Genomic DNA, 24,558 nt, shown 5'->3' on the forward strand with positions numbered 1-24,558 from the left:
ACTTATGCTAAAACCTTCAAATAATTAGAATAAATGGGTAGAATGTTTTTGATAGGCTCTTTTCTTAAACTTTGCTGCTATTAAACAATAAACACAACTGAATGAAATAGCTGCATTCAAGAGAAGTGAGCTACTAACATATTATTACGTTAAAATCTGCATTTGGATTTAACTACAATCTTAACGAAAACAGCTTCTTGAAAGGACGTTGAACTATGGCAACAATACCGCATATTGAAGATTCTACTCTTACTACTTACATATCACCACAAGGTGAATTTGAAACTTTTACAGATGATAATCATTTTTTCGAGAAATTAAAAGAATGGGGACTATCTACTGCCAAAAAAAAATTCTGGTATAAAGAAAAAGAACATCAACGTTTAGTTTCCATCAAAGGTTTTCAAGTATACGGGGAAACAGATGATTACAATACAATCATTATTGAATTTGAGGACGGTAATTTAAGTTGTATCCATCCTGCTTTTTTAAAAGAAATGCAAGCGGCTAGTTTTGGTAAAAACCTACTTACTAACCATACGTCTCCCGCTACACAAGTAAAACAACCCACAGATCAAGCGAAAGCGGAAAATGAAAAGAAATCAACAGTTTCTACAAGTAAAACAGAGAAAAAAACGACCAAGGAAAAAGCGAGTAAACTTGAGTTGCCGACCGAAAAAGTTCATTTTACCGCCAAAGTTAAGCAATTTGGTTTAACGTGGAATCATTTTAATGAGGATAATGATGAGGTCGTTGTTTTTGAAGAAGTAGTGATTCAACAAGAACAACCACTCGAAATCGGCTTTGCTTGGTGCGCTCATTCAAAAACATTAAAGAAACAAGAACTTCTACCTGGCGAAACACTGGAGTTTGATGGAAAAATCGTAAAAAAGAAATTGCCAAAAGGAAAAGATATCGAAGACGAAGAAATGATTGTACAAGAGCCGGTCCAATATAAACTGAATAACCCATCAAAAATAAAGAAAGTTTAATTCAAATAAAAATGTGAGATCCCCGATCTCGCATTTTTTATTTCCTACAACTCCCTGCTTACGTATAAGAATAAGATTTTGTCCCACTTTACACAATAAGCGCAAAGGAGGTAAAGACATGAAGCACTTTACAGCAATGGCAATTAAATTCGGAGCCAGCCTTTTAGTCTTATATGTCATTCTCGGCTTTGCTAATGGTATGTCCTTTTCGAATGTCTTCTTTACCACGCTTATTCTTAGTGTGGTTTCCTATTTATTAGGAGATCTGCTGATATTACCTAAAACAACCAATGCAACAGCTTCCCTTGCTGACTTTGGTTTGTCATTCGCGCTCATTTGGCTTATAACATCCAATATGACAACAGCAAGTACTTTTTGGCTCTCGTTTATTGCAGCGATTGGAATTACCGTATTTGAATATTTCTTCCATCAATACCTACAATATGATGGAATTGGGAGAACAAAGGTAGCAACAACTTCTGTCAGATCAACCAGATTACAATATCAAACTGAAGCGGCAGAAGAATTTGCACCTGTTAAACCAGATGTACGATCTGATGAGGATTTGGATAATAAATAACGAAAAAAGGCAGCTATTTAGGCTGCCTTTTTCGTTATTTATTGTTTAACATCTTAAATACTTGCTCAACATCTTTGTCACCACGGCCAGACACATTTACAATCAAAATGTCCTCTGGGGTTAATTCTTTAGCCAATTTAACTGCATAGGCCACTGCATGAGAGCTTTCAAGGGCTGGGATAATCCCTTCAGTTTTGGACAATAGCTGGAAAGCTGTTAATGCTTCTTGTGCACTTGCAGTAACATATTCTGCTCTACCACTCACTTTTAAATGACTATGTTCTGGACCTACACCCGGATAATCCAAACCAGCTGCGATGGAATAGGTTGGTTTTGGTTCACCTTGTTCATCAATTAATGTCAGGCATTTAAAACCGTGAATCACTGCAGGGATACCTTCTGACATTGTCGCCGCTTCAGACGGTTCAACTCCGATTAGACGAACATTAGGTTCGTCAATATAATGTGCAAAGGCTCCTATTGCATTACTACCTCCACCAGTGCAAGCTAAAACAGCAGTTGGTAGCTTCCCTTCTTTTGCTAAAATCTGCCGCTTTGATTCCTCACTAATCACAGCTTGGAAATGCTTTACCATTGTAGGGTATGGATGAGGCCCTACCGCTGAACCTAACAAATAGAATGTATTTTCATAGTTCTCAATTAGATCTGCTAAGGCAGCATCAACTGCATCCTTAAGACGACCTTGACCTGCTTCAACTGCAACGACTTTAGCACCGAGCAATTCCATCCTAAATACATTCAGCGCTTGTCGCTCAGTATCAAGTTTTCCCATATAAACTATGCATTCCATTCCGAACATAGCACAAACAGTTGCCGTCGCTACTCCATGTTGCCCTGCACCAGTTTCAGCAATGATACGCTTTGCTCCCATTCTCTTTGCAAGAAGGATTTGCCCTAATACATTATTAATTTTATGAGAACCTGTATGGTTTAAATCTTCTCGTTTTAAATAGATTTTGGCTCCACCAAGGGTAGTTGTTAAATTTCCCGCAAATGTTAGTGGGTTTTCGCGACCGACATATTCGCGTAAATAAAACTTAAACTCTTCCTGAAAATCAGGATCATCCTTATATTTTAAAAAGCTTTCTTCAAGGATATTCATCACTTGTTGGAGGTTCTCGGGAACAAAGCTTCCCCCAAATTCTCCATAAAAACCTTTTGTGTCTGTCCCTATACTCGTCATACTCATCTCGACTCCCTCTCAACTAATCTAATTCATGAACAATTATACTATAAAAATAGTAAATATTCACTTATTTTTAAGTTATTCCGTTAATAAGCAATTGCTAGTAAAGGAAAGTTAAACGGGTAACGATGATAAAAATATAAAAGTCTTTATCAATCGAGTAGCCATTCATAGGGTCATAAATTTTAACTCTATTTTTTATAGAAAAATAGTGACAACCAATCAAATTGCTATTGTCATGTTAGGTCAGCTTAAGCTATAAATTACTACTAAAAGAGTGTACTTCAAAAAGACAGATCCAAATTGTATCTGCCTTTTCGTTTTCGTTTATTAATTTAAAAATTTCCCGTAGTCAGGTACGGCAATCTGATCAAACTCATTTGCGAGTTTCTGTAAACTACTTGCCAATGTTTCACCTGTCATTGGAAACCCATGTCCTGTTACAGCAACCAACGGATTAAGTTCTGCTAACTTTTGCACCGAAGCTTTTGCAGCTTTCCAATCAGGTGTTAAATATCGTGGAGGTCCGCTAATTTCTTGCTCCTGTGTGATGACTTTATAAAGATACTCTTGTTTTACTGTAACAAATGCATCCCCCACGATTAAGCATTTGTCGGCTTCTCTAAAAAATGACACATGCCCTTCACTGTGACCAGGAGTGTGAATCCAGCGAAATCCTTCCATATAAGGTACAGTACCATCAGAAGGTAGTGCTTCCACTCGATCCCCTAGTTGTACTGGTTCATTTGGAAACATTGGTGACATTTTTGCAATCATTCCACCTTCAACTGTTGAATCAGGGGTAGGATAACTTTTTTGGCCAGTTAAATATGGCAGCTCTAACTGATGTGCATAAACAGGAATATTCCAGTACTTGATTAATTCTACTATTGCCCCTACATGATCAAAATGTCCATGTGTTAGTAGAATTGCTTTTGGTTTCGCATCTTTACCAAAACGTTCCTCGGTTACAGCAATAATTTCATCGGCTGATTCTGGCATACCAGCATCTACTAGAACAAACTCTCCACTTTCAGGATTTCCGACGAGACAAATGTTAACAATTTGAATGGTATGTGAATAAATATCAGGTAAGACCTCAATCCCCATTCCGCTACTAATGGACGTAGCTGGAATGTATTTATAGTCGCTGCCATAAGAAAGGTTCTTTTCCATGAAATTACCCCCTCTTTTTAATGTGTGAACCTACAATAGTTTTTGCCAGAAAAAATCAAATATACAAAATAAGAGAAGCAATCGCCTTTAAGACGATTGCTTCTCTTATTTTGCATTTGTATAAACCCTGCTGAGTTCTGGTACAGTTAAACCAAGACGATGTAAATGCTTGCGGATCCCGGTACGTTCCCATGTTTTTAGTATTCCATTATCCAAAGTCCTTTTTGGATAAAAAATCCCAATACTTGTAAGTTCTTCGAAAGATAAGCCTTGCGCAACATATCTTTCAATTTTTTCATCACGTTGGTTAATGATCGCAAGATAGGTTTCCATTGCGACTGCAAATTCCTCTTTTGTAAATACACCTTTTTGGTGCCCTGTAATATAAGTATTTGCATCAAGTTCTAAAAGACGTTTCCCAGAACGAATAAAATCATCAATATCGCCATCTGTCCCGTTGTACCATGGACCGAATGACGTCATATCGTAATCGCCGGCAAATACGACCCCTAAATCAGGAAAATACGGACATGATAATCCACTTGTATGCCCTGGGCTATGCAGAAACTGGACTTTAATCCCACTAAAATTATATTCTTTTTCATACTCATACGTACCTGTTAGTTGTCCTAAGCTTTTCACCCATCTTGAAGGAAGATTCTGCTTCCATGTTTCTACTCCTTTAGGACCCCATTCTTGGTACACACCGTTTGCTCTGGCGATTCCTTCGATTGATTGCGCAGTTTCGTATTCAATCGGATTAATTAACTTCTCTGCATTTGGAAATAAGTAATTATGAGATGTATGATCTGGATGATAATGGGTATTCATAATCAACTGAATTCCATTTTCTTTTTCAATTTGCAATAAGCTCTTAGGGTCAGCTCCAGAGTCAATCAGTACCTTATCAGCACAATCTAGATACAAACTTCTAGAATAAGGTACTTTACTACTTTTATTTGGGCCCTCAATAAGCATAATTGGTCCTATGCGTTCCATTTTAGTCACCTCAAAACATTGGAAATTCTATCAATTTAATATTGAGTGAATATTCATTCATTATAGCATATCTTTTAATTTGAGCAACCGCTCATTTTCCAAAAAAATGAAAAATGCTTCAATGGTGGCCTTTTTGAATATCCCCATCAAAGCATTTGGTAAACTATTTACTTTTTAAATTTGTATTTGGGAATCACAGGATTTAGAAGTTGAATTTTCAAAATCAACGGTTTTTTTACGAAAGGATATCTCCTCAATCATATCTAAATTGGGTTCGTAACCGATTCCAGGTGTCGCTGGAAGATAAATATATCCATCTTTCATTTCAACCTCTGGTGAAATAATATCTTTCTTCCAATAATGTGCGGACGGAGCCGTGTCTCCTGGGAGTGTAAAATTGGCAAGCGATGTAATCGCAAGATTATGAGCTCGACCAATTCCTGCCTCAAGCATACCTCCACACCAGAGTGGAACCCCCTTCTCTAAGCAAACATCATGAATTTTCTTTGATTCAGTTAACCCGCCTACACGACCAATTTTAAGGTTGATGATGCGACAGCTTCCTAATTCAATCGCTTTTCTAGCATCTTCTGCACTGTGAATACTTTCATCAAGACAAAGTGGTGTCTCCAACTTCGCTTGCAACTTTGCGTGATCAATAATATCATCGTGAGCCAGTGGCTGTTCAATCATCATCAAATTAAACTCATCTAACGCTCGTAAATGGTCAATGTCATTAAGTGTATAAGCACAATTTGCATCTGCCATTAAGTTAATCTGTGGAAAATGCTTTCGAATGGATTTTAGAATTTTAATATCCCATTCAGGTTTGATTTTTACTTTAATACGCCTATATCCTTCTTGCAAATAATTTTCAATTTGTTGTAGTAGCTTTAACTCAGTGGTTTGAATCCCAACACTTACTCCAACCTCAATTTTCTCCTTCGTTCCGCCTAATACTTTTGCTAATGACTCGTTCTTTTCCTTGGCGTAAAGGTCCCAAATCGCTCCTTCAATCGCAGCCTTGGCGTTGAAGTTACCGCGTACGAATGAAAATCTCTCCGTAATATCATCTGGATGGTTGATTGGTGCTTTCATTAATAGAGGAATCAGAAAATCATTCATAATATGCCAGTTCGTTTGGACGGTTTCTTCATTATACATCGGCTGGACAATCGAAACCGATTCTCCCCAACCAGATTTCCCGCTTTTACCGGTAGCTTCAACTACTATTATTTCTTTATCATATTCTGTCCCAACACTTGTGGTAAACGGGTACAATAAATCCATTTTGATATGCCTCAATGTGATCCTAGTAATTTCCATCATTACACCCTCTTTTCTAGTACATACAAATACTGGTTTGTAGTTCGATCATCTTTTACCAAATCATTAACAACCCAACCATTTGCTAAGTATTTAGTAAAAACTTCGCGTGTACAATTTCGCCAAGAGATAGCTAGCGAAAGGTCTCGTTGCTTAATTTCTTGAAAATTACCAGGTACAGGAACAAAGAGATAGTGATCTTCTAAAGTCAAATCCCACTTTTCAGGTACCAGTAGGCGGTCAATTTGTGCCGTCTTGATGACTTTTTTCTGCTCACCTGTATATTGCTTTCTTTCAGCTGTTTTTTTCTCTACGTCCACTGGCCATTCCACTAAAAAACGATCCGTGGCAATACCAGAATTCAAACCATCATCCATTTCACCGTAGGCATCTTCCATATATGTCTTACAAATTGCACCTAGTTTATGTAGATTTAAGTTTCCATTCACTGTTTCAAGCGGATCATATGTCCAAGTAATCAAATCATAGTCTTTTTCATTGGCCAGTGCTTTTTGGGCCCATTTTAACCTCTCGCCAATCCCATATTTGCGGTACTCAGGGTGAATCCCTAATGAATGGGAACAAAGGTAAACCTTGTTCCCATCGAATCCAGGAAAACTATATTGAAAACCAATTAGTTGATTTTTTATATACGCACCTAAAATGAATCCCCCATTTTTCACAACCGTGATGGTTTGGTTAACTGCAATCGAATCTTCAAAACTCCATACAATTGTTTCTAGCTGACGAACTTCTTCCAATTCTTTTATAGTTTGTAAATTTCGGATTTCAATTTCTGCTTGTACTTGTTGCCTCATTTCTCTCCTCCATTCATTACTAATTATACCCAACTCTGTTGATCTGCTTCTAGCATCATTTTCGTGAGAATCTTTGTTCCATAGATTAAAGCCTGATGATCAAAACTCATGTCTGGATGATGCAACCCGGGAGCAAGTCCGCAGCCAAGCCCAATCATTGTCGCGGCCAAATCTGGATTTTTCATGGTATAGAAATGAAAATCCTCCGCCCCTGGTGAAACGCATTCTGATACGACTTTTTCTTTTCCAAGAATAGCTCCAATTGCTTTTTCAGCTATCGTAACGGCCTGGATGTTTTTTACTGCAGCGGGTGAAAATTCATCATCCATATGATAATGGATATCTGTTTCGGTTAGTTCAGCAATTTTATCAACAGTATGTTTAGTTTTTTCGATTAATACTGTCATGCCTTCATTTCTTTCGGAACGTAGGTCAAATGTGAAATGTGCAGTCTCAGGAATAGCATTTGAGGCAACGCCACTTTGAAGTTCAGTAATTTTAATCGAATAACCACCAACATCTGCCGGTAAACGAATTTGTTTGATGGCCTGAATTAATAACGACGCAGCCTCAATCGGATTGTTACCATCCTCTGGTCTAGCTGCGTGAGCTTGAGCACCTTTAATCGTACCTTTTAGAGTCGTAGTAGACCCATGAAGAATTACGGGGGCTGCCTTGCCAAACTCAACTTCAAAAGCCGGACGTAGATGAATTCCACCTAGAAATTTCACGTTATCTAGTGCACCATCTTTCATCATTTGTAATGCACCACCAGCCAATTCTTCAGCTGGCTGAAAAATAAATCGGATTGTATAAGAAAACTTAGTATTCATTTTAGACAATGCAATGGCCGTCATCATCACCATCGTGCTATGAGCGTCATGCCCACATGAATGATTCGCACAGATGACTCCATTCTTTTCTTGTACAAGGGCATCAAGATCAGCCCGAAGTGCAATTACTTCGGGCTTTTCTCCTCGGATTTCAGCAATAAATCCATAATGATCTTTAAATGCTTGGACATAAAGACCAGCATCAATTAAAATTTCTTGCAAGTAACGAGAGGTTTTTTCTTCCTTCCAACTCGGCTCTGCAAGTTTATGGAGTTCTTTATAGGTGTTTAAAATGAATGTTTGATAATCATCTATAAACTGCATCGGATTCATAGAACTTTCCCCCGTTAGATTCTAAAATTTAGAACAAGATATGAGCGATAATTACCACAATCGGTAAAGTAATTAGCGTACGGAAAATAAAGATTAGTACTAAATCTTTAAAGCTTACAGGAACTTTTGAGCCTAATAACAAGCCACCCATTTCTGAAAGATAAACAAGTTGTGTTACTGAAACACAAGCAATCACAAATCGAGTTAGTTCACTCTCAATACCACTACCAAGAATGGCAGGCATCAGCATATCCGCAAATCCAATGACCATCGTTGGTGCAGCTTCAGCAGCTTCTGGAATTTGCATGAGTGTAAGAATCGGTTCAAAAGGTTTTCCGAGTATCGTAAAAAATGGAGTGAACTCGGCAATAACAAGCGCTACCGTTCCGATTGCCATTACAATTGGAAGAACGCCGACCCACATATCTGATACGTTCTGGAAACCTTCTTTAAACGTAGATGAAAAGGATTCATTATTCTTTGCTTTTGTGACTGCTTTATTTAAACCCCATTGAACTTGAGAAACGCCTGCTGGAATGTTTTCTTCTTCTTTTAATTCAGCTTTTTCATAACCCGTATCCGTTTTTTTCGATAAAGGTCGAATTCTTGGCATAATAACCGCTGCCACCAACCCAGCTAAAATAATTGTTCCATAATAAGGAATAAAGTGAGCTTCTAGGTCTAAATACTGTAGGATAACAATCGAAAAGGTAATTGAGACTACTGAAAAAGTTGTTGCAATGACAGCTGCTTCACGTTTTGTATAATATCCTTCTTCATATTGTTTGGACGTTAATAGGACACCAATCGTGCCATCGCCGACCCAAGAGGCTAAGCAGTCTAAAGATGAACGTCCAGGTAGTGTAAATACAGGACGCATTATTTTCATAAACAAAGCACCAACAAACTCTAGAAGGCCAAAGTTTAATAATAATGGTAAAAGCATACCTGCTAAGAAGAATGTAGTAAAAAGAATAGGAATTAAATCATAAAGAAGCAAGCCACCTGTATTTTCAGAATATACCATTTCAGTACCGAATTGATAGATGGTCATCGCTGCAAAAATTGTACCGAGTAAACGAGCCATTACCCAAAATTTGCTTACATTAAAGAGTGTATTTAACATTTTATTCTCTAGGACTAATTTTGGTTTCAACAACGTTGCCACTAGGGATCCTACTACAGAAATAACCATAATAATTAACACCATCGTTGGGATCCAATCCCCGATTAGTCCATATATTTGATTTGATAAAAACGCGATTGGAACTGTAATACCATCACCCATATTAATGGGAACAATAAACAATAAGATCCCGATTAGAGATGGAATTAGAAATTTTAAATAGTCTATTAATGTGAATGATTGATCAATTTTCGTTGTTTTTATTTTTGCTTCTGTTATACCGCTCATGCTTACACCTCAGTAGTTATATATTTTTAAATCTAGGTTTATTAAATCCTAGCTTTCTAGTTACTATTCTATAAATAAGTTTTGATTAGAATAAAGTTGTTCTAACTTCCGTTGTCTGACACTAATATGGACGTGGTCTCTAGTTTGAATTCCTGCAAGAATCATTTCCAATAAACTGATGACCGAAGCAATGGAGTTATGTCCATTCTCTACTTTTTCCTCTGTGGTTAACGTAATATCTGCCAATGGTCCTACAGGGGAGAGTTGTCTATTAGTAATGGCAATCGTTTTTACTTTTTGCCTTTTGACCATGTTCATTAATGTTAAGGTTTCGGTTCGGAAACGTGGATAAGAAAAAATTACTACAATTGAGTCTTCGGATAAATCTTGCACATCTTCAGGGATGAATCCATTCGGATTTGAAATGTATACATTCGCTCTAAATTGTCTTAATGCGTAATACAGCCAATACCCCGCCGCATAAGAACTTCCGAAGCTTGCGATATACACAACGTCTGCATTTGTAATTTTGTCAACGGCTTCCCAAAAATCGTTTTGATTTAGTTGGCTTAATAATTGATTCAGTACGTTTTTTTCACGTGCTATCACAGATTCAAAGATTGAGGATTGTTCTACTACATCATTTGAAGCAGTATCATCAAACATAGAGGCATGCTTATCTGCCAACCAATCAATGCGGATCTTTTCCTGTAAACCTGAAAATCCTGAAAACCCAAGTGCATATGCAAGCCGAATGACTGTTGTTTCACTTACACCAGCTTTTTTTCCAATTTGATAAGCTGTATGTAGTGCCCCTTCATCCAAATGGGCTTTAATATACTCAGCTACTTTTTTCTGCCCTGGAGACAAAGAAGGATAGCTTTCTTTAATGATTTCATTCAATTGCTTATTTTCCATCCTTCCACCCCTTTCCGAATTATGATGAAGGAAAAACTTCTTTTTTATAATATAAAGCATTAAATCCTGCTTTGGCAAGAAAAAAATGAATAAAAAAACATATTATTTGATATTTATACAAACATAGATCCACTAAATTACCAATTATCTGGATGGTGCCTGGCACCTGACATTTGTTACCACCACACTCTGGGGGTTTTTCTGATAGAATTTTAATGCATATATGAAAGGAGGGGTTCAGTTTGATGAAACGCAAGTTCTCTATGATTCTCATAATGATTTTACTTTTTACAGGAGGCTTTCTTTCAGGTATGTGGACTAGCAACAACAAGCCTAGCAATTCAGCCACAATGATTAGTAATGTCTTGCCCGTCCCAATTTCAGAAAAAAACCCTGTGGGGAAGGTACTTCCTGAACTTCCACTCTCTCCCTCAAAGGTTCTCACTGGATATGTTCAAGACTTCCGCGATCCTGACCAATTAGATATGACCCATTTAACACATGTTATTTTCTCTTTTGCTCACCCGACAAAGGATGGAGAATTATTGTTAAATGGTGATCCTGCGTTAAATAACTTAAGACATACAGTGAAAAAAGCGCATGGACAAAATAAAAAAGCGATTCTAGCTGTCGGCGGTTGGTACCATATTGAAGGAAATGAATCATATGATCATTTTAAATCTGCTATTGAAAACGATACTTCACGTACCAAATTAGTCAAAGAGCTTATGAGAATCGTAGAAAAAGAAGATTTAGACGGAATTGATATTGACTTTGAACATCCACGTTCTAATCAAGATGCGAGATATTTAACTCTTTTTATTCAAGAATTAAGCCAGCATCTTAAACCGAAACAAAAAGAACTTTCAGTAGCTGTTAATGCAAAAATTCATAGCGTAGCTGGGACCGAACTCACTTCGGTAGTATATGAACCTGCGATGTTTGAATATGTTGACCGAGTTCATATAATGGCCTATGATGGTCAATGGGACGGTGGTTATAATGCTGCTAACCTGTCCTCTTACACTTTTACTGAAAACATTGTCCAATATTGGACGAACCTCTTTAACACACACCAAATTCCAAAAGAAAAGCTTGTTTTAGGAGTACCATTTTATGCCCAACCCGTAGACCCTGACATTAAGCAAGTTTCCTATGCGGCTATTGTCAATCATGATTCTAGTAGCATTGTCAATGATACTGTAGAAATGAATGGAACTACTTATCATTTCAATGGACTAAAAACGATGGAGCGTAAAACAACACTCGCTCTCCAACATGGATTTGGTGGGATGATGATATGGGAAGTAGGACACGATACCTCTGGGACACACAGCTTGACAGCTGCCATTTCAGACAAGTTATCTAGTGAAGTGAACGCTAATGGAAAACTCTACACAAATAATTAAAAACAAAAAACACGATTCTCTTTAACTAAGAAAATCGTGTTTTTGTTTTATAAAACTATTTATCCACTTCAACCTTCACTAACCCATCTTTTCTTAATTCCTTCTCAAAATAAACAAGAATTCGGTCATTTTCTTCTATAGGCTCTTCGATGTTGACATTTTCTTTTTTTATGTAGATACTCTGCCCATCATCGGCTTTGCCATAATACCCGGTACGGTCAATTTTCGTAATTGTATAGGAATGTGTGATATACTCCTTATCAACTTGGTTCGAAACCGTTTTTGCTTGATTTAAAGAAATATTGATATAAATTAAGACTCCTAACAGTATGGTCAATAATGATAGAATAAACACCTTCATCAACTAGTTCCCCCACATAATTTGCAATTCCTTCATCATTATATGTTTGGGTGTTTGTTTCATGACACAAAGCTGCTGATTTCCCAACTTTATCCTTAACCTTTTCTTGCTACCACCAACATAGATTGCCCTTGAAACGATTCAACAGATTGATGATCGTGAACAATAGAAAAGTATTTTTGTTGTTCTAGCGAGGAAGAAAGGAACATTTTGCTCAGTTCCTGCCTCCTGTCTTGAGTGACCCCCATCATGTCGCACCATTTATTGAACACAAATTTTTTCCTAAATGTATGCAGTTCTTCTATGAAAAACCCAGATGTTTCTAATTTTGTAAGCCATTCCGATTTTTTATACGCACGGACATGACTAGGATCGCGTTGCCTTTCAACAAGATTATAGAAATGATCATATCCATCGTTTTCAGGTGTCACATTATCAATCAGAATAAACAGGCCATTGCTTTTTAGAACACGATAAACATCACGAACAAACTGTTCAACATTCGAAAAATGGTGCGCTGCAATTCTACAAGTTATAGTCCCAATCGATTCGTCAGGAAAAGGTAAATTTTCCGCATCACCCTGAACAAAAGCAACATTCTTCACTCCATTTGACCTCAAAAAGTCTTTTGCCTTCTCGATCATTTCTGGAGTTAAATCGAGCGCAACTACCTGTTGAAAATAAGGGGATAATGCGTTTGCCACATGTCCCCCACCAGTTGCAATGTCCAATAATTCACCGGAGGGATTGCACGCCCGAATAATCTCCGTCAGTTTTTGAAGATCCTCACCCTTTGCATGAATGTGACTCGTTACATAATTCTCTGCATTTTTACCGAATTGTTGAATAACCTGTTTTTTACCTTCCAAATTTTCACCTCAATTTTTTGTTGAACTATACTAAAGCTTATGATGAAAACAGTGGCTTAAACCTATTTTTCATTTTTTAACGTCATTGAGATAAACAGACTACGATAATACTTTTTAAGATCAACAACTGTTAATCCATAACTCTTTACCAGTTGATATGTATCTCGATCTAAACAACAACCATCGCATACCTTTTTCCAAAAGGGTGTTAATGCTTTTTGTAATTTCGCCAATAACGGTTGTTCCATTTTTACATGTTCGAACATAAGAATTTTGCCATTTTGTTTGCATACCCGCCTCATTTCCAACAATGCTTGATCAACATTGGGAATCGTGCAGTAAACTAGCGTGGCGACCACTGTATCAAAAGAATTGTCAGCAAAAGGAAGCTTTTCTGCACCTGTTTGCACCACTTTTATCGGGACATTTGCCTGATTCTTACGTTTTAACGAACGGCGAATCATGAATTCGCTCGGCTCAATTGCTGTCACTTCAACTTCTCGATAATAAGGGAAATTTACTCCAGTCCCTGAACCAATTTCAAGTACTTTTCCATTAGCCTCTTCTAATAACTGTTTGCGAATCTTTTTAAATCTTCCTTTTTCCAACGGACGCATAAAAAAATCATACCACTCTGAAAATGTCTTACTCACTTCCCTACCCCAACTTCCTTCTTAATTTCTCTTTGTTGTCGTCTAACCTTCTTATCATTATTATAGCTTGAGAATACGAAATCGACAGCTAAAAAGAATTTCTATTTAGATATAGACAGTCTCATTTGGTCTTCTAAAAATTTTAGTACAAAGATAATCCCTGCACTAGGCAGAATTTTGTTTTTCTAAATGGCTCTTTTCGTAAAGATTGTTGTTAAAATCCTAAAGCCGATTTTAACGCAAAATAAGCAATTTTGTTCGTTCATACTAAGTTTGCTGGCTCTTTTCTTCTGATTTAAAGTTACTTTCCAGCGAAAAACACGGCTGATCTTTTTCATTTTATCTCTAAAAACAACAAAGACATCCATGCAAAAAATATCGCACCATGATGCATGAAAATGGCTGTCCCCTGCCCATAAAGAATAATAGATGCGGTGCATAAACAGAGGTCGTTCAAACGTGATGTCAACGAGCTCGTAACAAAGACGGACCGTCGGAATGCAAGTGTACCATGTATTGTCGCTCTCTTAGAGAAGCACGTAGGGTAGATTACACAGTAAGCTTCCGAACTATGTTCGCTGTTTTTTAAACAGGGGAGGTATTTTTTGTGCGTATAATTAGCAACTTTGTCTGTGGTTTAGATGTCCACAAGAAAAGCATAACTGCATGTGTGCTACTGCCTAATCAAAAACATATCGAAACCTTCGGGACCATGACAGATGATCTTATATTACTTATAGATTGGATTCGCTCCCATAACTGTACTCATATGGCGATGGAAAGTACAGGGGTCTATTGGAAACCAATTTATAATCTTCTTGAGTTGGAACCTGATATTGAAGCTTATGTTGTCAATGCGCAGCATATTAAACAAGTACCTGGTCGTAAGACGGACGTTAAGGATGCAGAATGGATAGCAGAACTCTTAAAACATGGCCTCTTAAAACCGAGCTATATTCCATCAAGAGAGCAGAGAGAACTACGCGAACTTGTTCGTTATCGCAGAAGTTTAATTGACGAAAAAGCAAGAGAGGCCAATCGCATACAAAAAGTGTTAGAAGGTGCCAATATAAAACTTGGTTCCGTTGCTTCAAATGTACTAGGAGTTTCTGGGAGAGCTATTATTAACGAAATAATTAAAGGCAACATTGAACCAACTAAATTAGCTGAGTTATCTAAAGGTAAACTTAGAAAAAAGAAAGAGCTATTAGAACAATCCTTGAATGGACTAATTGGTCCCCACCAACGTCTTATGCTTAAAAAACAAATAGAGCATATAGAATTTTTGGAAGAGCAGATATCCGAATTGGATGAAGAAATTAAAAAAAGAACATCTTCTTTTGAAGAAGATATAAGGTATATGGATAGCATACCTGGAATAGGCAGACAAACAGCTGAACAATTATTAGCTGAAGTTGGACCAGATATGACTCGATTTCCAACAGCTAATCATTTGACCTCCTGGGCTGGGATGGCTCCAGGTCAAAATGAAAGTGCAGGAAAAAAAGACCTGCCAAAACAAGGAATGGGAATAAACATCTTCGGAGTGCTCTAATTGAAGCAGCAAATAGCATTATAAGAAAAAAAGATAGTTACCTTCAGGCTAAATACCACCGTATAAAACGAAGGCGTGGTAGTAAAAAAGCAGCTGTTGCCATTGCCCGTCAACTTTTAGTTATTGTTTATCATTTATTAACTAGAAAAGAACAATATCAAGAATTAGGTTCCGGTCATTATAAAAACCAAGCGATAGAAATTAAAAAGAACAAGGCGTTAAAGAGTTTAAAGAAGTTAGGATATGAAGTAGTTTTGTCGCCACAAACTGCTTAAATCCAGATTTTATATCCTGAATAAGGGATTCAAAAAAACGATAAACGAATCCCTTACTTTCTTATTGCCTTTTTTAAGAAAAATTTTCAGGGTAGTTTGAGAAAAGAGCCTTCTAAATAGAAAAACAAGCGGGGTTATTCCCCGCTTGTTCTTAAAATTGGCATAGTACAGCATCGGAATGATCCGCCTGATTTAATAATTTCTGTTATATCCACTTCGATGACTTCAAACCCTCGATCTCTTAACTGTTTATTCACTTCTTTATTAACAGGCAAGCTGATCACTTTTTTGTTTCCAATAGATAAGACATTTGTTCCTAGTGTAAATTGTTCTTCCTTAGAAACCTCAATTAATTCGTATCTGGATCCAAACAATTCAATATCTTCTTTAGTCAACGCCTCAGGGTAAATGATTGCGAGTTCCGGGGAAATGACGTTAAAGACACAATCAAGATGAAGGTAAGTTTCTTTAAACTTTATTCCTTTCACATCAAAACTTGTTAATAATTGACTTAAGTGTTCTACTGCTTGTTGATTGGTTCGAGCACTTAATCCGATGTAAATGGTCTCGCGATCGATGATAACATCGCCACCTTCGATATGATCCCCCACAATATTATAATAGGAGAAACCTTCATCTTCGAGCCATTGACGAAGAACATTCTCTTCTCCTTGGCGAACCTCGCTTGCCATATCAGCTACGAAAACAGTCTTTCCAAGTGTGAAGCCGATATCACGTGTAAATACCTGTTCGGGGTACTTTTTATGATATGGCAGTAAAATTGTTTCAATTCCATAGGATTTTAGCGTTTTAACAAAGTTTTCATGTTGTTCTAGTGCCCGATCGATATGTATCCCTTCATCTTTAAAGTGCTTTTGCGTTTCATTGATCACATCTCGAATCGTCATATATTGTGGTTGACAAAGGATAACTCGTTTTAGTGTATCGTATTCAGTAAAACAAGCTGTCTTATGTTCCATATTAGAGTTAACGGTCATACTAAACCTCCTTATAAATCCTTCGATTTTTAATATACCCCGAACTGGAAACAAATACTGATACAGGCATTAGACATAAGCAATCTTTCTTTTCAAATTGATAACGAAAAGGTTGAAAAATTTATTCTTTCCCCGCTCTTACAAATGTGGCTATGGTATAGTTTGTAAGAAGGAGTTGAACTAAAATTGCATGAACTTAATCAAATTTTAAACACCCCTCAATTTCAATCTAAAGAGACATTAAAATCTCAATTAAAAGACCTTGGGATTGGACCAGGTGACAAAATCATGGTCCACTCATCCTTAAGTTCGATGGGCTGGATTGCTGGTGGTGCACAAGCGGTTGTTGAAGCATTAATGGAAACGGTCACAACTAGCGGTACAATCGTTATGCCTGCACAGTCTGCTGATAATTCTGAACCCTCTTATTGGATGGCACCGCCCGTTCCAGCAGAATGGCACCAATCGATTCGTGATTTTTTTCCGGCTTTTGACCCCCATCTCACTCCATTAAGAGAAATGGGGAAAATTGCTGAATGTTTTCATCGACATCCTGCTACAATTAGGAGTCCTCATCCCGCTCATTCGTTTATGGCTTGGGGATATGATGCTGAGGAATGGATGTGCGAACACCCACTAGATGACTCATTCGGGGAAACATCCCCACTCGGAAAAATGATGAATGCAAACGTAAAGATCATTTTAATTGGTACTGGATTTGATTCATGTACGGCTCTCCATTTTGCGGAATATGCCCAAGAAAACCGTTCAACCTCACTACAAGGAGCTGCGATGCTGGTAGATGGTCAACGTGCTTGGGTGGAATATGAATGCTTGGATATGGATTCTGATCGATTCCCAGAGATTGCAAAAGAATTTCGCGGTGAAATTTTTGAAGGAAAACTCGGAATGGCAAAAACAATTATTGTAGAAATGCAACCGTTAGTGGAGTTTGGAATTACATGGCTAGCCAAACAACCTGTGGTTGATTAGTAAAGACACGGTAAAATCATTTTGTTAAGTGAGAGAATGAAAACGAAACATGATATTTTCTAATTACCAGAAACCTGTATTATTAAGATTGTTGTTAAATTACTAAAGTAAATTAACAGCCACAACAGAAAAAAAAACAGTCTTACATAAATGTATAAAAAACTGAACAAAACAAAAGAATCGGACTATCAACAGATAAGTCTGATTCTTCTATTTGTCTAAAATCACCTATTAATAAATTGGGTAATTTCTTGTTTGTACTGTGCAAAAGTCTGTTGCCCAAATCCAATGAGTTTATCCATATATTCTACATCATCAAATGGCATTTCTTCGCCAAGCTCTTTATTAATCCTTAAATAATTCTTCCCGAGTAGTAAGTTACAGTGGTAAGAAACAGATTCAGAAGAAATATCCATAGCAAGATCAATTAATTTTGGCGTTACTTTAAAAGATGGCAATTCGAACGGTAACCAATGACGCAAACCCCAGTACTTTTCACCATCTATTGAAAAATCAATGTTTTGTTTACCAGTCCCTATTGATAAAATTTGTGTTGATTCTAAGGTTTGGTGATGGTAATGAAGGGCATCGGTTAAGCTCACAAGAGATGGGTTATTAGCCCAAAGACCGCCGTCTATGGACAAATATTTATTCCCAATATTATTAGGTGGAAAATAGACAGGAGCGGAACAGGAGGATAGAACTGCATCCCAAAGTTTCACAGAAACTTCATCCATTTCATTCGGGCCTTTACTTCGATGAACATAGGGTTTACCGCGAGTTAAATCGACCGTTGGAATTAGCAGATGTTTTTCTACGTCTGATAAAAGAGTATCTCCAAAAGAGTCTTTTAAGAGGCTTCGCAAATGTCGATCACTGTAAACACTCTTGAATAGACCAACTTTAGCTTCACGGAGAAAAATTTGCTTCCCGTATTTTAAGTACTGCGCTAATAATGGATCCATTTCCTTTTCTAATGCAACAGCCGAAGCAATAATTGAACCTGTACTTGTTCCAGCAATCAAGTCAAAAAGAGTGCCAATCTTTTGCTGATATTCTTCTTCTATCGCTTTTAAAATGGCAATCGCGAAAACGCCACGAATCCCGCCACCATCGATGCATAGAATTTTCAAAGCAATCACCTAGCATTCTGCAATTTCGATTAGGTTCCCCTTTTTTTCTACCATTATGAAATTACATTTACTCTGATTTTTCCGATTCGAACTCCATGACTTTTTCAAGCTTTTCTACTAGCACCATACATTTCCGATTCCCAATATCATATATGTACATTTTTTGTTCTTTTTCTTGAAGGAACTTCCTAAATTGAATATCGCCTTCAAGCTGATTTTTCACAGCAAGTTCCGATACCATTTTCATAATTTGATTAATGGTTGGTTCTATTTGTGATGCAATTTTGATTGGGACAGGTAATCCTTTAACCCTGAAAGTTACGATTATAACCTTATCCAATGAATTCATCTCCTCGGTAAAATAATTCGACTCAAGGAGATGAATTCCTGCACTTTTCTTTTTTGTTTATGGCTCTTTTCTCAAAACACGGTTGTGGAATATAGAATAATTTAGCTATGATTCCATTCCATAGTTCGTTACGCTTCTAAATAAAGGATAACGCAGAGAAAGGCTTATTTCGCGTTTTAGCTCCAAACTTTAAGAAAACATCCTTGTTGATTAAATACGAAAAGTTTACTTCGGTTGTGCAGCGGTTGCAGGCTCTTGCTTTTCTACTTTTACTGTCCAACCAAATGGATCAGGCTCCGTACCAAGTTGAATCCCTGTAAGAGTATCGTATAATTTCTTAGATAGCTCTCCAGTTTCCCCATTATTAATAATTAGCTTTTCGTTTTCCCAGAAAAGTTCACCAACAGGTGAAATCACGGCTGCAGTCCCTGTTCCGAACGCCTCTTCTAAGTGCCCATCCTTATATGCTTGATAAAGTTCCTCCATCGATATTTGTTGTTCAGATACAGGAATATTCCAATGTTTTAAAAGTTGAAGAATGGAGTCACGCGTTACCCCTTCAAGGATACTTCCATTTAATTTCGGGGTCACAACCTTACCTTTGATTTTAAAGAAAATATTCATACTTCCAACTTCTTCAATGTATTTATTTTCTCTTCCGTCTAACCAAAGAACTTGAGAATACCCTTCTTTTTCTGCTACTTCTTGGGCTTTTAAACTCCCTGCATAGTTACCAGCCGTTTTTGCATTTCCTGTTCCACCAATTGTTGCCCGCACATACTTGCGTTCGACAGCAATTTTAACAGGATTAATACCTTCTTTGTAATAAGCCCCTACAGGTGAAAGAATGACAATAAACTTATAACGACTAGATGGAGCAACACCTAAGTAAGGCTCGGTTGCAAAGATAAATGGACGAATATATAGAGAAGTTCCCTGTGCGGTTGGAACCCATTCTCTTTCAATATCGATTATCTTTTGAATCGCTGCTAATGCTAACTCTTCATCGATCGGTGGGATACATAGTCGATCATTTGAACGGTTCAAGCGTTTCATGTTCATGTCAGGTCTAAAAAGCAATACATCATTATTTTCTGTATGATAAGCCTTCAAACCCTCAAAAACTGTTTGCCCGTAATGGAAAACCATCGATGCCGGATCAAGGGTTAACGGCTGATATGGAACAATACGAGCATCATGCCAGCCTTTTCCTTCTGTATAATCGACAATAAACATATGGTCGGTAAAATTCTTCCCAAACTCGAGATGATCGAAATCCGGTTTTTGTTTTGGTTCCGTTGTTAAGTTGACTTCAATTTTAAAATCTGTCATATATTCATTCCCCTGTTCAATAAATTATATTTTAATAATATTATGACATTTATTTACGAATTTGACCATTCCCATATACAAAAAATTTACTAGAAGTTAAAGCCTCAAGCCCCATTGGTCCTCTTGCATGTAATTTTTGTGTGCTAATTCCGATTTCTGCACCATAACCAAACTCAAATCCATCAGTAAACCGTGTTGATGCATTATGATAAACCGCCGCTGCATCCACTCTCGTTTGGAAAATTTCAGCATTTCTTTCATCATTTGTAATAATGGCTTCGGAATGTTTTGTACCGTACTGATTGATATGGGTAATGGCTTCGTCTACCGACTTAACAATTTTCACGCTGACAGATAAAGCTAGATACTCCGTATACCAATCTTCTTCCGTAGCAGGTTTCGCTGCAGAAAACTCTTGACAAACTGTTTCATCTCCATAGGTTTCTACACCATGATGGTCAAGAATCAATAACAAACCCTGCCCATGTTTTGCAAACCATTTTTCATGAATTAATACTGTTTCAATCGCATTGCAGACAGATGGTCTTTGTGTTTTTCCGTTAATAACAATCTCTTCAGCCATCGATTTTTCTGCACTTTCGTCAATATAAATATGGCAATTCCCCGCACCTGTTTCAATCACTGGAACGGTTGATTCTCTAACCACAGTGTCAATTAGATTTTTTCCACCTCTTGGAATCAATACGTCAAGGTATTCCTTTAAATGGAATAACTCCTTTGCAGTTTCTCGACTAGTATCCTCAAGTAACTGTACAGCTTCCATTGGAAGTGCACTATTTTGTAAAGCACGGTGAATCGAGTGAACCAATGCGATATTGGAGTATCGAGCAGATGAGCTTCCACGTAAGACAACTGCATTACCTGTTTTCAATGCGAGTGTAGCTGCATCAATCGTTACATTTGGACGGGCCTCGTAAATCATCCCAATTACACCCATTGGAACTCGATTTTTCTTGATGATAAGCCCATTCTCTTTTTCAATATTTTCTAAGTTTTCTCCAATTGGATCTTTTAATTGGATTAACAAGCGAACTGCATCCGCCATATCTTGTATTCGTTTCTCATTTAACATAATTCTGTCAAGAACGGATTCTGAAAGTCCATTTTGCCTACCTGTCTCTAAATCTTTCTGATTCTCAAGTAGGATGGTATCCTTATCTACAATCAATTGATCAGCAATTAATTCAAGAGCATTATTTTTCACCTCTGTGTCTACACCTACTAATATTCTGCTTGCTTCTTTTGCTAATTTTCCTTTATTAACGACTTCACTCATAATAAATCCTCCTATACTTTCACCCAATGATTTCGATGTATTACTTCCATCAAGGGTGTATTTGCTGCACTACTTCTTCCAACCACATCTTTAAGCTCATCTGCAGAATAAGCGATTTCACCTTTTCCTAATAAACCACCATTCGGTCCAAAAACTTCAACAACATCACCAGAACGGAACGTGCCCCATATTCTTGTAACACCAGCTGGAAGTAAGCTTTTCCCCTTATGTAAAATCGCTTCCTCTGCCCCCTGATCAACAAAAATAGCTCCTGAAACTTCTGAATGTAAAGCAATCCATTGTCTTCTTGTATTGATAGAGGAAACTTGCGGATTTTGAATATAAGTACCATCACCATTTCCCTTGATGATCTCGACGAGTTTTGCCTCTCCTTTTCCTTGTCCGATAAAGACAGGAACCCCTAGAGAAAGTGCGGTTTTTGCTGCCATTAGCTTTGACTTCATCCCACCGGTTCCTACTTTTGAGCCTGAACCTTCTGCGTAACCTACCATTTCATCCGTAATTTCATCGAGGTAATCGAGACGTTTTGCTTCAGGATTATTGCGCGGATCAGAATCATAGAGCCCATTAATATCTGTAAGAATAATTAATTGGTCAGCATGAATAAGTCCACTAACTAAAGCAGAAAGCATATCATTGTCTCCAAACGTCAATTCCTCAACAGAAACAGTATCGTTTTCATTGATAATCGGTAATAATTTTCGTTCGAGTAGTTCCAACAATGTAAAATAAGCATTTTGATAACGTTCACGATTAGAAAAGTCGGTACGTGTTAGAAGAATTTGGGCCGGAACAATGTTGTGGAGAGAAAACTGCTCTATATAAGATTGAATAAGTAGACTCTGTCCAACCGCAGCCGCCGCCTGTTTTCCTTTCAGAGTCACAGGTCGTGTAGGATAGCCTAATGAAGTAAACCCGGCAGCAACTGCACCCGATGAGACCATTAGGACTTCATGTCCTTCATTTCTTAGCGCTGCGACAGCTTCTACATGGTCACGTAACTTCGCTTGATCAATTTCCCCTTTTTCATTTGTTAATGAACTACTACCAATTTTTACAACTATGCGTTTTTTTTCCATGGTTAAATGCTCCCTTACAAATGACTACATAAAAAAAAGCCCAAATTCATCCTTTATATGAAAGGACGAAAGGGCTTATCTTCCGCGGTACCACCTCTATTGGATGTAAAGTTACATCCCGCTTTGCCTGATAACGCCAGGAATAACGCCCATGTATTAGGCATGGGACTCAAAAGGTAGGTTCCGCGACTTAATGTGACAGGATATTCCAGCTACTAATCCCGCTCTCTTGCACATAAGGACTCGCGTACTAGTCCTTCGTTAACGTTCAACTATTTGAATAAATATTAAGACGGCTTTAATAAAAAGTCAAGATAGGAAAAGCTGCATTTTTATAATATCTGATTTTGATCATTAATCTGACAGGATTCTGCTCTCGTTCCAAATTAACTTTCCGCCACAATAAACACTTGCTGCGTGATTTACGCCGAAATGATACGGTAAATATTGATAGTTTGGAATGTTCCATATAACAAAATCTGCTTTCCTCCCAACATCCAAAACTCCTGATTCTGCTTCTTGGCCAATTGCCCATGCACTATTAATTGTCACCGCATTCCAAATTTCTTCAGGTGACATTTTTAATTTTAATGCTGCTAATGACATAATTAGTTGCATATTTTCGGTTACACAACTACCAGGGTTAAAATCGGTTGCTAAGGCTACTGCTGCTCCCGCTTCAATCATTTTTCGTGCTGGGGCATATTGATCTTTCCCAAGATAAAAGGTTGTTCCTGGAAGTAAAACAGCAACCGTATTGGTATCACTCAAACGTTTGATTCCTTCATCAGAAATTGCCACTAAATGATCCGCACTTGTTGCCCCTAAATTGGCAGCTAATTCGGCCCCTCCTAGAGGATCAATTTCATCTGCGTGTATCTTTAATCCAAACCCTTTCCTTTTTGCTTCTAGTAAAAATTTATGTGATTGTTCAATAGTAAAGACACCAGTCTCACAAAAGATATCAACATATTCAGCTAGTTTCTCGGTATTGATATCATCTAGTAAACTCGTCATTTTCTGCAGAAATCTCTCTTCTTTTCCGCGATAGGTGAGTGGAATTGCGTGCGGACCCAAAAAGGTGGAAACGATTGAGATTGGATATAATTCGTTCAGTTTCTTGACGACCCTTAACTGTTTTAATTCCGTATCTCGGTCTAAACCATAACCGCTTTTTGCTTCAAGAGTGGTTACCCCAAACGATATCATCGTTTCCAAATGTTTCCGCGCTTTCTCAATCAGCTTACCTTCTGGTGTGTTTCTTGTCGCTTCAACAGTGGAAAGAATCCCTCCACCGTTCGCTAAGATTTCTAAATAGGGCACGCCAGCTTGTTTTAACGCTAACTCTTGTTCCCGTGACCCTCCATATACGAGATGGGTATGAGGGTCAACTAAACCTGGAGAGACTACTTTTTTCTTTGCATCGATTTTTTTAATAGCGATAAAGTTATGAATCTCATCGGAATTTCCTAACCACGAAATCAACCCATCCTTAACTGCGAAAGCCGCATTTTCTTTTATCAATAACTGCCCCAGTTGATCTCCTTTTAAAGGTGTTGAGCAGAATCGTGGTAGGATTAACTGTCCAATATTATAAATTAATAAATCTACGTTCATCTAGTTCACTCCCTAATGCTC

22 protein-coding genes, 1 pseudogene and 1 other annotated feature are annotated in these 24,558 nt (G+C 37.6%); of the genes and pseudogenes, 5 read left to right on the top strand and 18 right to left on the bottom strand.

What is annotated here, in order from left to right:
• Positions 1–215 precede the first annotated feature (215 nt).
• Entirely contained in the window at positions 216–992 is a 777-nt protein-coding gene (locus tag M3182_RS00940) for a hypothetical protein (protein ID WP_251429516.1), read from the top strand.
• Between the two features lie 118 nt (positions 993–1,110).
• The gene (locus M3182_RS00945) at positions 1,111–1,572 is read left to right on the top strand and encodes a YndM family protein (RefSeq protein ID WP_251429513.1); all 462 of its coding nucleotides are present in this window, start codon (positions 1,111–1,113) and stop codon (positions 1,570–1,572) included.
• Positions 1,573–1,606: 34 nt separating this feature from the next.
• Here M3182_RS00945 and trpB read toward each other — a convergent pair whose 3' ends face one another.
• The 8 genes from trpB to M3182_RS00985 form a co-directional block, all read right to left on the bottom strand.
• On the bottom strand, positions 1,607–2,776 hold the full coding sequence (gene trpB, locus M3182_RS00950) for a tryptophan synthase subunit beta (RefSeq protein WP_251556014.1): 1,170 nt from the start codon (positions 2,774–2,776) through the stop codon (positions 1,607–1,609).
• Positions 2,777–3,109: 333 nt separating this feature from the next.
• Positions 3,110–3,955 carry an MBL fold metallo-hydrolase gene (locus tag M3182_RS00955; protein ID WP_251429510.1) on the bottom strand — a complete coding sequence of 282 codons (846 nt, stop codon included), beginning with the start codon at positions 3,953–3,955 and terminating at the stop codon, positions 3,110–3,112.
• Between the two features lie 105 nt (positions 3,956–4,060).
• A complete protein-coding gene (locus M3182_RS00960; RefSeq protein WP_251429507.1) occupies positions 4,061–4,954 on the bottom strand; it encodes an MBL fold metallo-hydrolase in 894 nt (297 codons plus the stop codon).
• A gap of 174 nt (positions 4,955–5,128) precedes the next feature.
• Complete coding sequence (gene menC, locus M3182_RS00965) at positions 5,129–6,280, bottom strand: o-succinylbenzoate synthase (RefSeq protein WP_251556016.1); 1,152 nt, start codon at positions 6,278–6,280, stop codon at positions 5,129–5,131.
• A 2-nt stretch (positions 6,281–6,282) separates the two neighbouring features.
• Entirely contained in the window at positions 6,283–7,098 is an 816-nt protein-coding gene (locus tag M3182_RS00970) for a GNAT family N-acetyltransferase (protein ID WP_251429504.1), read from the bottom strand.
• A 23-nt stretch (positions 7,099–7,121) separates the two neighbouring features.
• A complete protein-coding gene (locus M3182_RS00975; RefSeq protein ID WP_251429501.1) occupies positions 7,122–8,264 on the bottom strand; it encodes an amidohydrolase in 1,143 nt (380 codons plus the stop codon).
• 28 nt (positions 8,265–8,292) lie between these two features.
• Positions 8,293–9,678 (bottom strand): YjiH family protein, encoded by a 1,386-nt coding sequence (locus tag M3182_RS00980; RefSeq protein ID WP_251555811.1) that lies wholly within the window; start codon positions 9,676–9,678, stop codon positions 8,293–8,295.
• A gap of 63 nt (positions 9,679–9,741) precedes the next feature.
• Positions 9,742–10,596: a MurR/RpiR family transcriptional regulator gene (locus M3182_RS00985; RefSeq protein ID WP_251429495.1), complete on the bottom strand. Its 855-nt coding sequence runs from the start codon at positions 10,594–10,596 to the stop codon at positions 9,742–9,744.
• A gap of 245 nt (positions 10,597–10,841) precedes the next feature.
• Between M3182_RS00985 and M3182_RS00990 the strand changes: the two genes are divergently transcribed.
• Positions 10,842–12,005, top strand: a complete 1,164-nt coding sequence (locus tag M3182_RS00990; RefSeq protein ID WP_251556018.1) for a glycosyl hydrolase family 18 protein — start codon at positions 10,842–10,844, stop codon at positions 12,003–12,005.
• Between the two features lie 55 nt (positions 12,006–12,060).
• Here M3182_RS00990 and M3182_RS00995 read toward each other — a convergent pair whose 3' ends face one another.
• The 3 genes from M3182_RS00995 to M3182_RS01005 form a co-directional block, all read right to left on the bottom strand.
• The gene (locus M3182_RS00995) at positions 12,061–12,366 is read right to left on the bottom strand and encodes a hypothetical protein (RefSeq protein WP_251555813.1); all 306 of its coding nucleotides are present in this window, start codon (positions 12,364–12,366) and stop codon (positions 12,061–12,063) included.
• A 95-nt stretch (positions 12,367–12,461) separates the two neighbouring features.
• Positions 12,462–13,235 carry a class I SAM-dependent methyltransferase gene (locus M3182_RS01000; protein ID WP_251429489.1) on the bottom strand — a complete coding sequence of 258 codons (774 nt, stop codon included), beginning with the start codon at positions 13,233–13,235 and terminating at the stop codon, positions 12,462–12,464.
• Positions 13,236–13,297: 62 nt separating this feature from the next.
• Positions 13,298–13,888: a class I SAM-dependent methyltransferase gene (locus M3182_RS01005; RefSeq protein WP_251429486.1), complete on the bottom strand. Its 591-nt coding sequence runs from the start codon at positions 13,886–13,888 to the stop codon at positions 13,298–13,300.
• A gap of 607 nt (positions 13,889–14,495) precedes the next feature.
• On the opposite strand from M3182_RS01005, the pseudogene M3182_RS01010 reads away from it, so the two are divergent.
• Positions 14,496–15,718: pseudogene (locus tag M3182_RS01010) on the top strand (IS110 family RNA-guided transposase).
• A 134-nt stretch (positions 15,719–15,852) separates the two neighbouring features.
• Here M3182_RS01010 and M3182_RS01015 read toward each other — a convergent pair.
• Positions 15,853–16,716 carry a dimethylarginine dimethylaminohydrolase family protein gene (locus M3182_RS01015; protein WP_251555814.1) on the bottom strand — a complete coding sequence of 288 codons (864 nt, stop codon included), beginning with the start codon at positions 16,714–16,716 and terminating at the stop codon, positions 15,853–15,855.
• A 186-nt stretch (positions 16,717–16,902) separates the two neighbouring features.
• Between M3182_RS01015 and M3182_RS01020 the strand changes: the two genes are divergently transcribed.
• Complete coding sequence (locus M3182_RS01020) at positions 16,903–17,709, top strand: AAC(3) family N-acetyltransferase (protein ID WP_251429479.1); 807 nt, start codon at positions 16,903–16,905, stop codon at positions 17,707–17,709.
• 224 nt (positions 17,710–17,933) lie between these two features.
• Here the strand turns inward: M3182_RS01020 and M3182_RS01025 are convergent, their stop codons facing one another.
• From M3182_RS01025 to hutI, 6 genes are all read right to left on the bottom strand, one after another.
• Complete coding sequence (locus M3182_RS01025; protein ID WP_251429475.1) at positions 17,934–18,851, bottom strand: CBASS cGAMP-activated phospholipase; 918 nt, start codon at positions 18,849–18,851, stop codon at positions 17,934–17,936.
• Between the two features lie 58 nt (positions 18,852–18,909).
• Complete coding sequence (locus M3182_RS01030) at positions 18,910–19,182, bottom strand: hypothetical protein (RefSeq protein ID WP_251429473.1); 273 nt, start codon at positions 19,180–19,182, stop codon at positions 18,910–18,912.
• Positions 19,183–19,416: 234 nt separating this feature from the next.
• Positions 19,417–20,523, bottom strand: coding sequence for a branched-chain amino acid aminotransferase (locus tag M3182_RS01035; protein ID WP_251429470.1), 1,107 nt, complete (start codon positions 20,521–20,523; stop codon positions 19,417–19,419).
• 49 nt (positions 20,524–20,572) lie between these two features.
• The gene (locus M3182_RS01040) at positions 20,573–21,820 is read right to left on the bottom strand and encodes a glutamate-5-semialdehyde dehydrogenase (protein ID WP_251555816.1); all 1,248 of its coding nucleotides are present in this window, start codon (positions 21,818–21,820) and stop codon (positions 20,573–20,575) included.
• An 11-nt stretch (positions 21,821–21,831) separates the two neighbouring features.
• Complete coding sequence (proB, locus tag M3182_RS01045) at positions 21,832–22,920, bottom strand: glutamate 5-kinase (RefSeq protein ID WP_251429465.1); 1,089 nt, start codon at positions 22,918–22,920, stop codon at positions 21,832–21,834.
• A gap of 58 nt (positions 22,921–22,978) precedes the next feature.
• Positions 22,979–23,194 (bottom strand) — a binding site (T-box leader).
• Between the two features lie 80 nt (positions 23,195–23,274).
• On the bottom strand, positions 23,275–24,537 hold the full coding sequence (gene hutI / locus M3182_RS01050; protein ID WP_251555818.1) for an imidazolonepropionase: 1,263 nt from the start codon (positions 24,535–24,537) through the stop codon (positions 23,275–23,277).
• Positions 24,538–24,558: the final 21 nt, after the last annotated feature.

Origin of the sequence: Mesobacillus maritimus (assembly GCF_023715205.1) — a bacterium.
In the GTDB taxonomy this organism is placed as follows: Bacteria; Bacillota; Bacilli; order Bacillales; family Cytobacillaceae; genus Mesobacillus_B; species Mesobacillus_B maritimus_C.

What these genes read in the sequence shown, in the direction of transcription:
- M3182_RS01015 (WP_251555814.1), bottom strand. Translation starts at nt 16,716, where the DNA reads ATGACCGTTAACTCTAATATGGAACATAAGACAGCTTGTTTTACTGAA.
- menC (WP_251556016.1), bottom strand. Translation starts at nt 6,280, where the DNA reads ATGGAAATTACTAGGATCACATTGAGGCATATCAAAATGGATTTATTG.
- M3182_RS00980 (WP_251555811.1), bottom strand. Translation starts at nt 9,678, where the DNA reads ATGAGCGGTATAACAGAAGCAAAAATAAAAACAACGAAAATTGATCAA.
- M3182_RS00995 (WP_251555813.1), bottom strand. Translation starts at nt 12,366, where the DNA reads ATGAAGGTGTTTATTCTATCATTATTGACCATACTGTTAGGAGTCTTA.
- trpB (WP_251556014.1), bottom strand. Translation starts at nt 2,776, where the DNA reads ATGACGAGTATAGGGACAGACACAAAAGGTTTTTATGGAGAATTTGGG.
- M3182_RS00945 (WP_251429513.1), top strand. Translation starts at nt 1,111, where the DNA reads ATGAAGCACTTTACAGCAATGGCAATTAAATTCGGAGCCAGCCTTTTA.
- M3182_RS00990 (WP_251556018.1), top strand. Translation starts at nt 10,842, where the DNA reads ATGAAACGCAAGTTCTCTATGATTCTCATAATGATTTTACTTTTTACA.
- M3182_RS01035 (WP_251429470.1), bottom strand. Translation starts at nt 20,523, where the DNA reads ATGACAGATTTTAAAATTGAAGTCAACTTAACAACGGAACCAAAACAA.
- M3182_RS00940 (WP_251429516.1), top strand. Translation starts at nt 216, where the DNA reads ATGGCAACAATACCGCATATTGAAGATTCTACTCTTACTACTTACATA.
- M3182_RS00970 (WP_251429504.1), bottom strand. Translation starts at nt 7,098, where the DNA reads ATGAGGCAACAAGTACAAGCAGAAATTGAAATCCGAAATTTACAAACT.
- proB (WP_251429465.1), bottom strand. Translation starts at nt 22,920, where the DNA reads ATGGAAAAAAAACGCATAGTTGTAAAAATTGGTAGTAGTTCATTAACA.
- M3182_RS00985 (WP_251429495.1), bottom strand. Translation starts at nt 10,596, where the DNA reads ATGGAAAATAAGCAATTGAATGAAATCATTAAAGAAAGCTATCCTTCT.
- M3182_RS00955 (WP_251429510.1), bottom strand. Translation starts at nt 3,955, where the DNA reads ATGGAAAAGAACCTTTCTTATGGCAGCGACTATAAATACATTCCAGCT.
- M3182_RS00975 (WP_251429501.1), bottom strand. Translation starts at nt 8,264, where the DNA reads ATGAATCCGATGCAGTTTATAGATGATTATCAAACATTCATTTTAAAC.
- M3182_RS01040 (WP_251555816.1), bottom strand. Translation starts at nt 21,820, where the DNA reads ATGAGTGAAGTCGTTAATAAAGGAAAATTAGCAAAAGAAGCAAGCAGA.
- M3182_RS00960 (WP_251429507.1), bottom strand. Translation starts at nt 4,954, where the DNA reads ATGGAACGCATAGGACCAATTATGCTTATTGAGGGCCCAAATAAAAGT.
- hutI (WP_251555818.1), bottom strand. Translation starts at nt 24,537, where the DNA reads ATGAACGTAGATTTATTAATTTATAATATTGGACAGTTAATCCTACCA.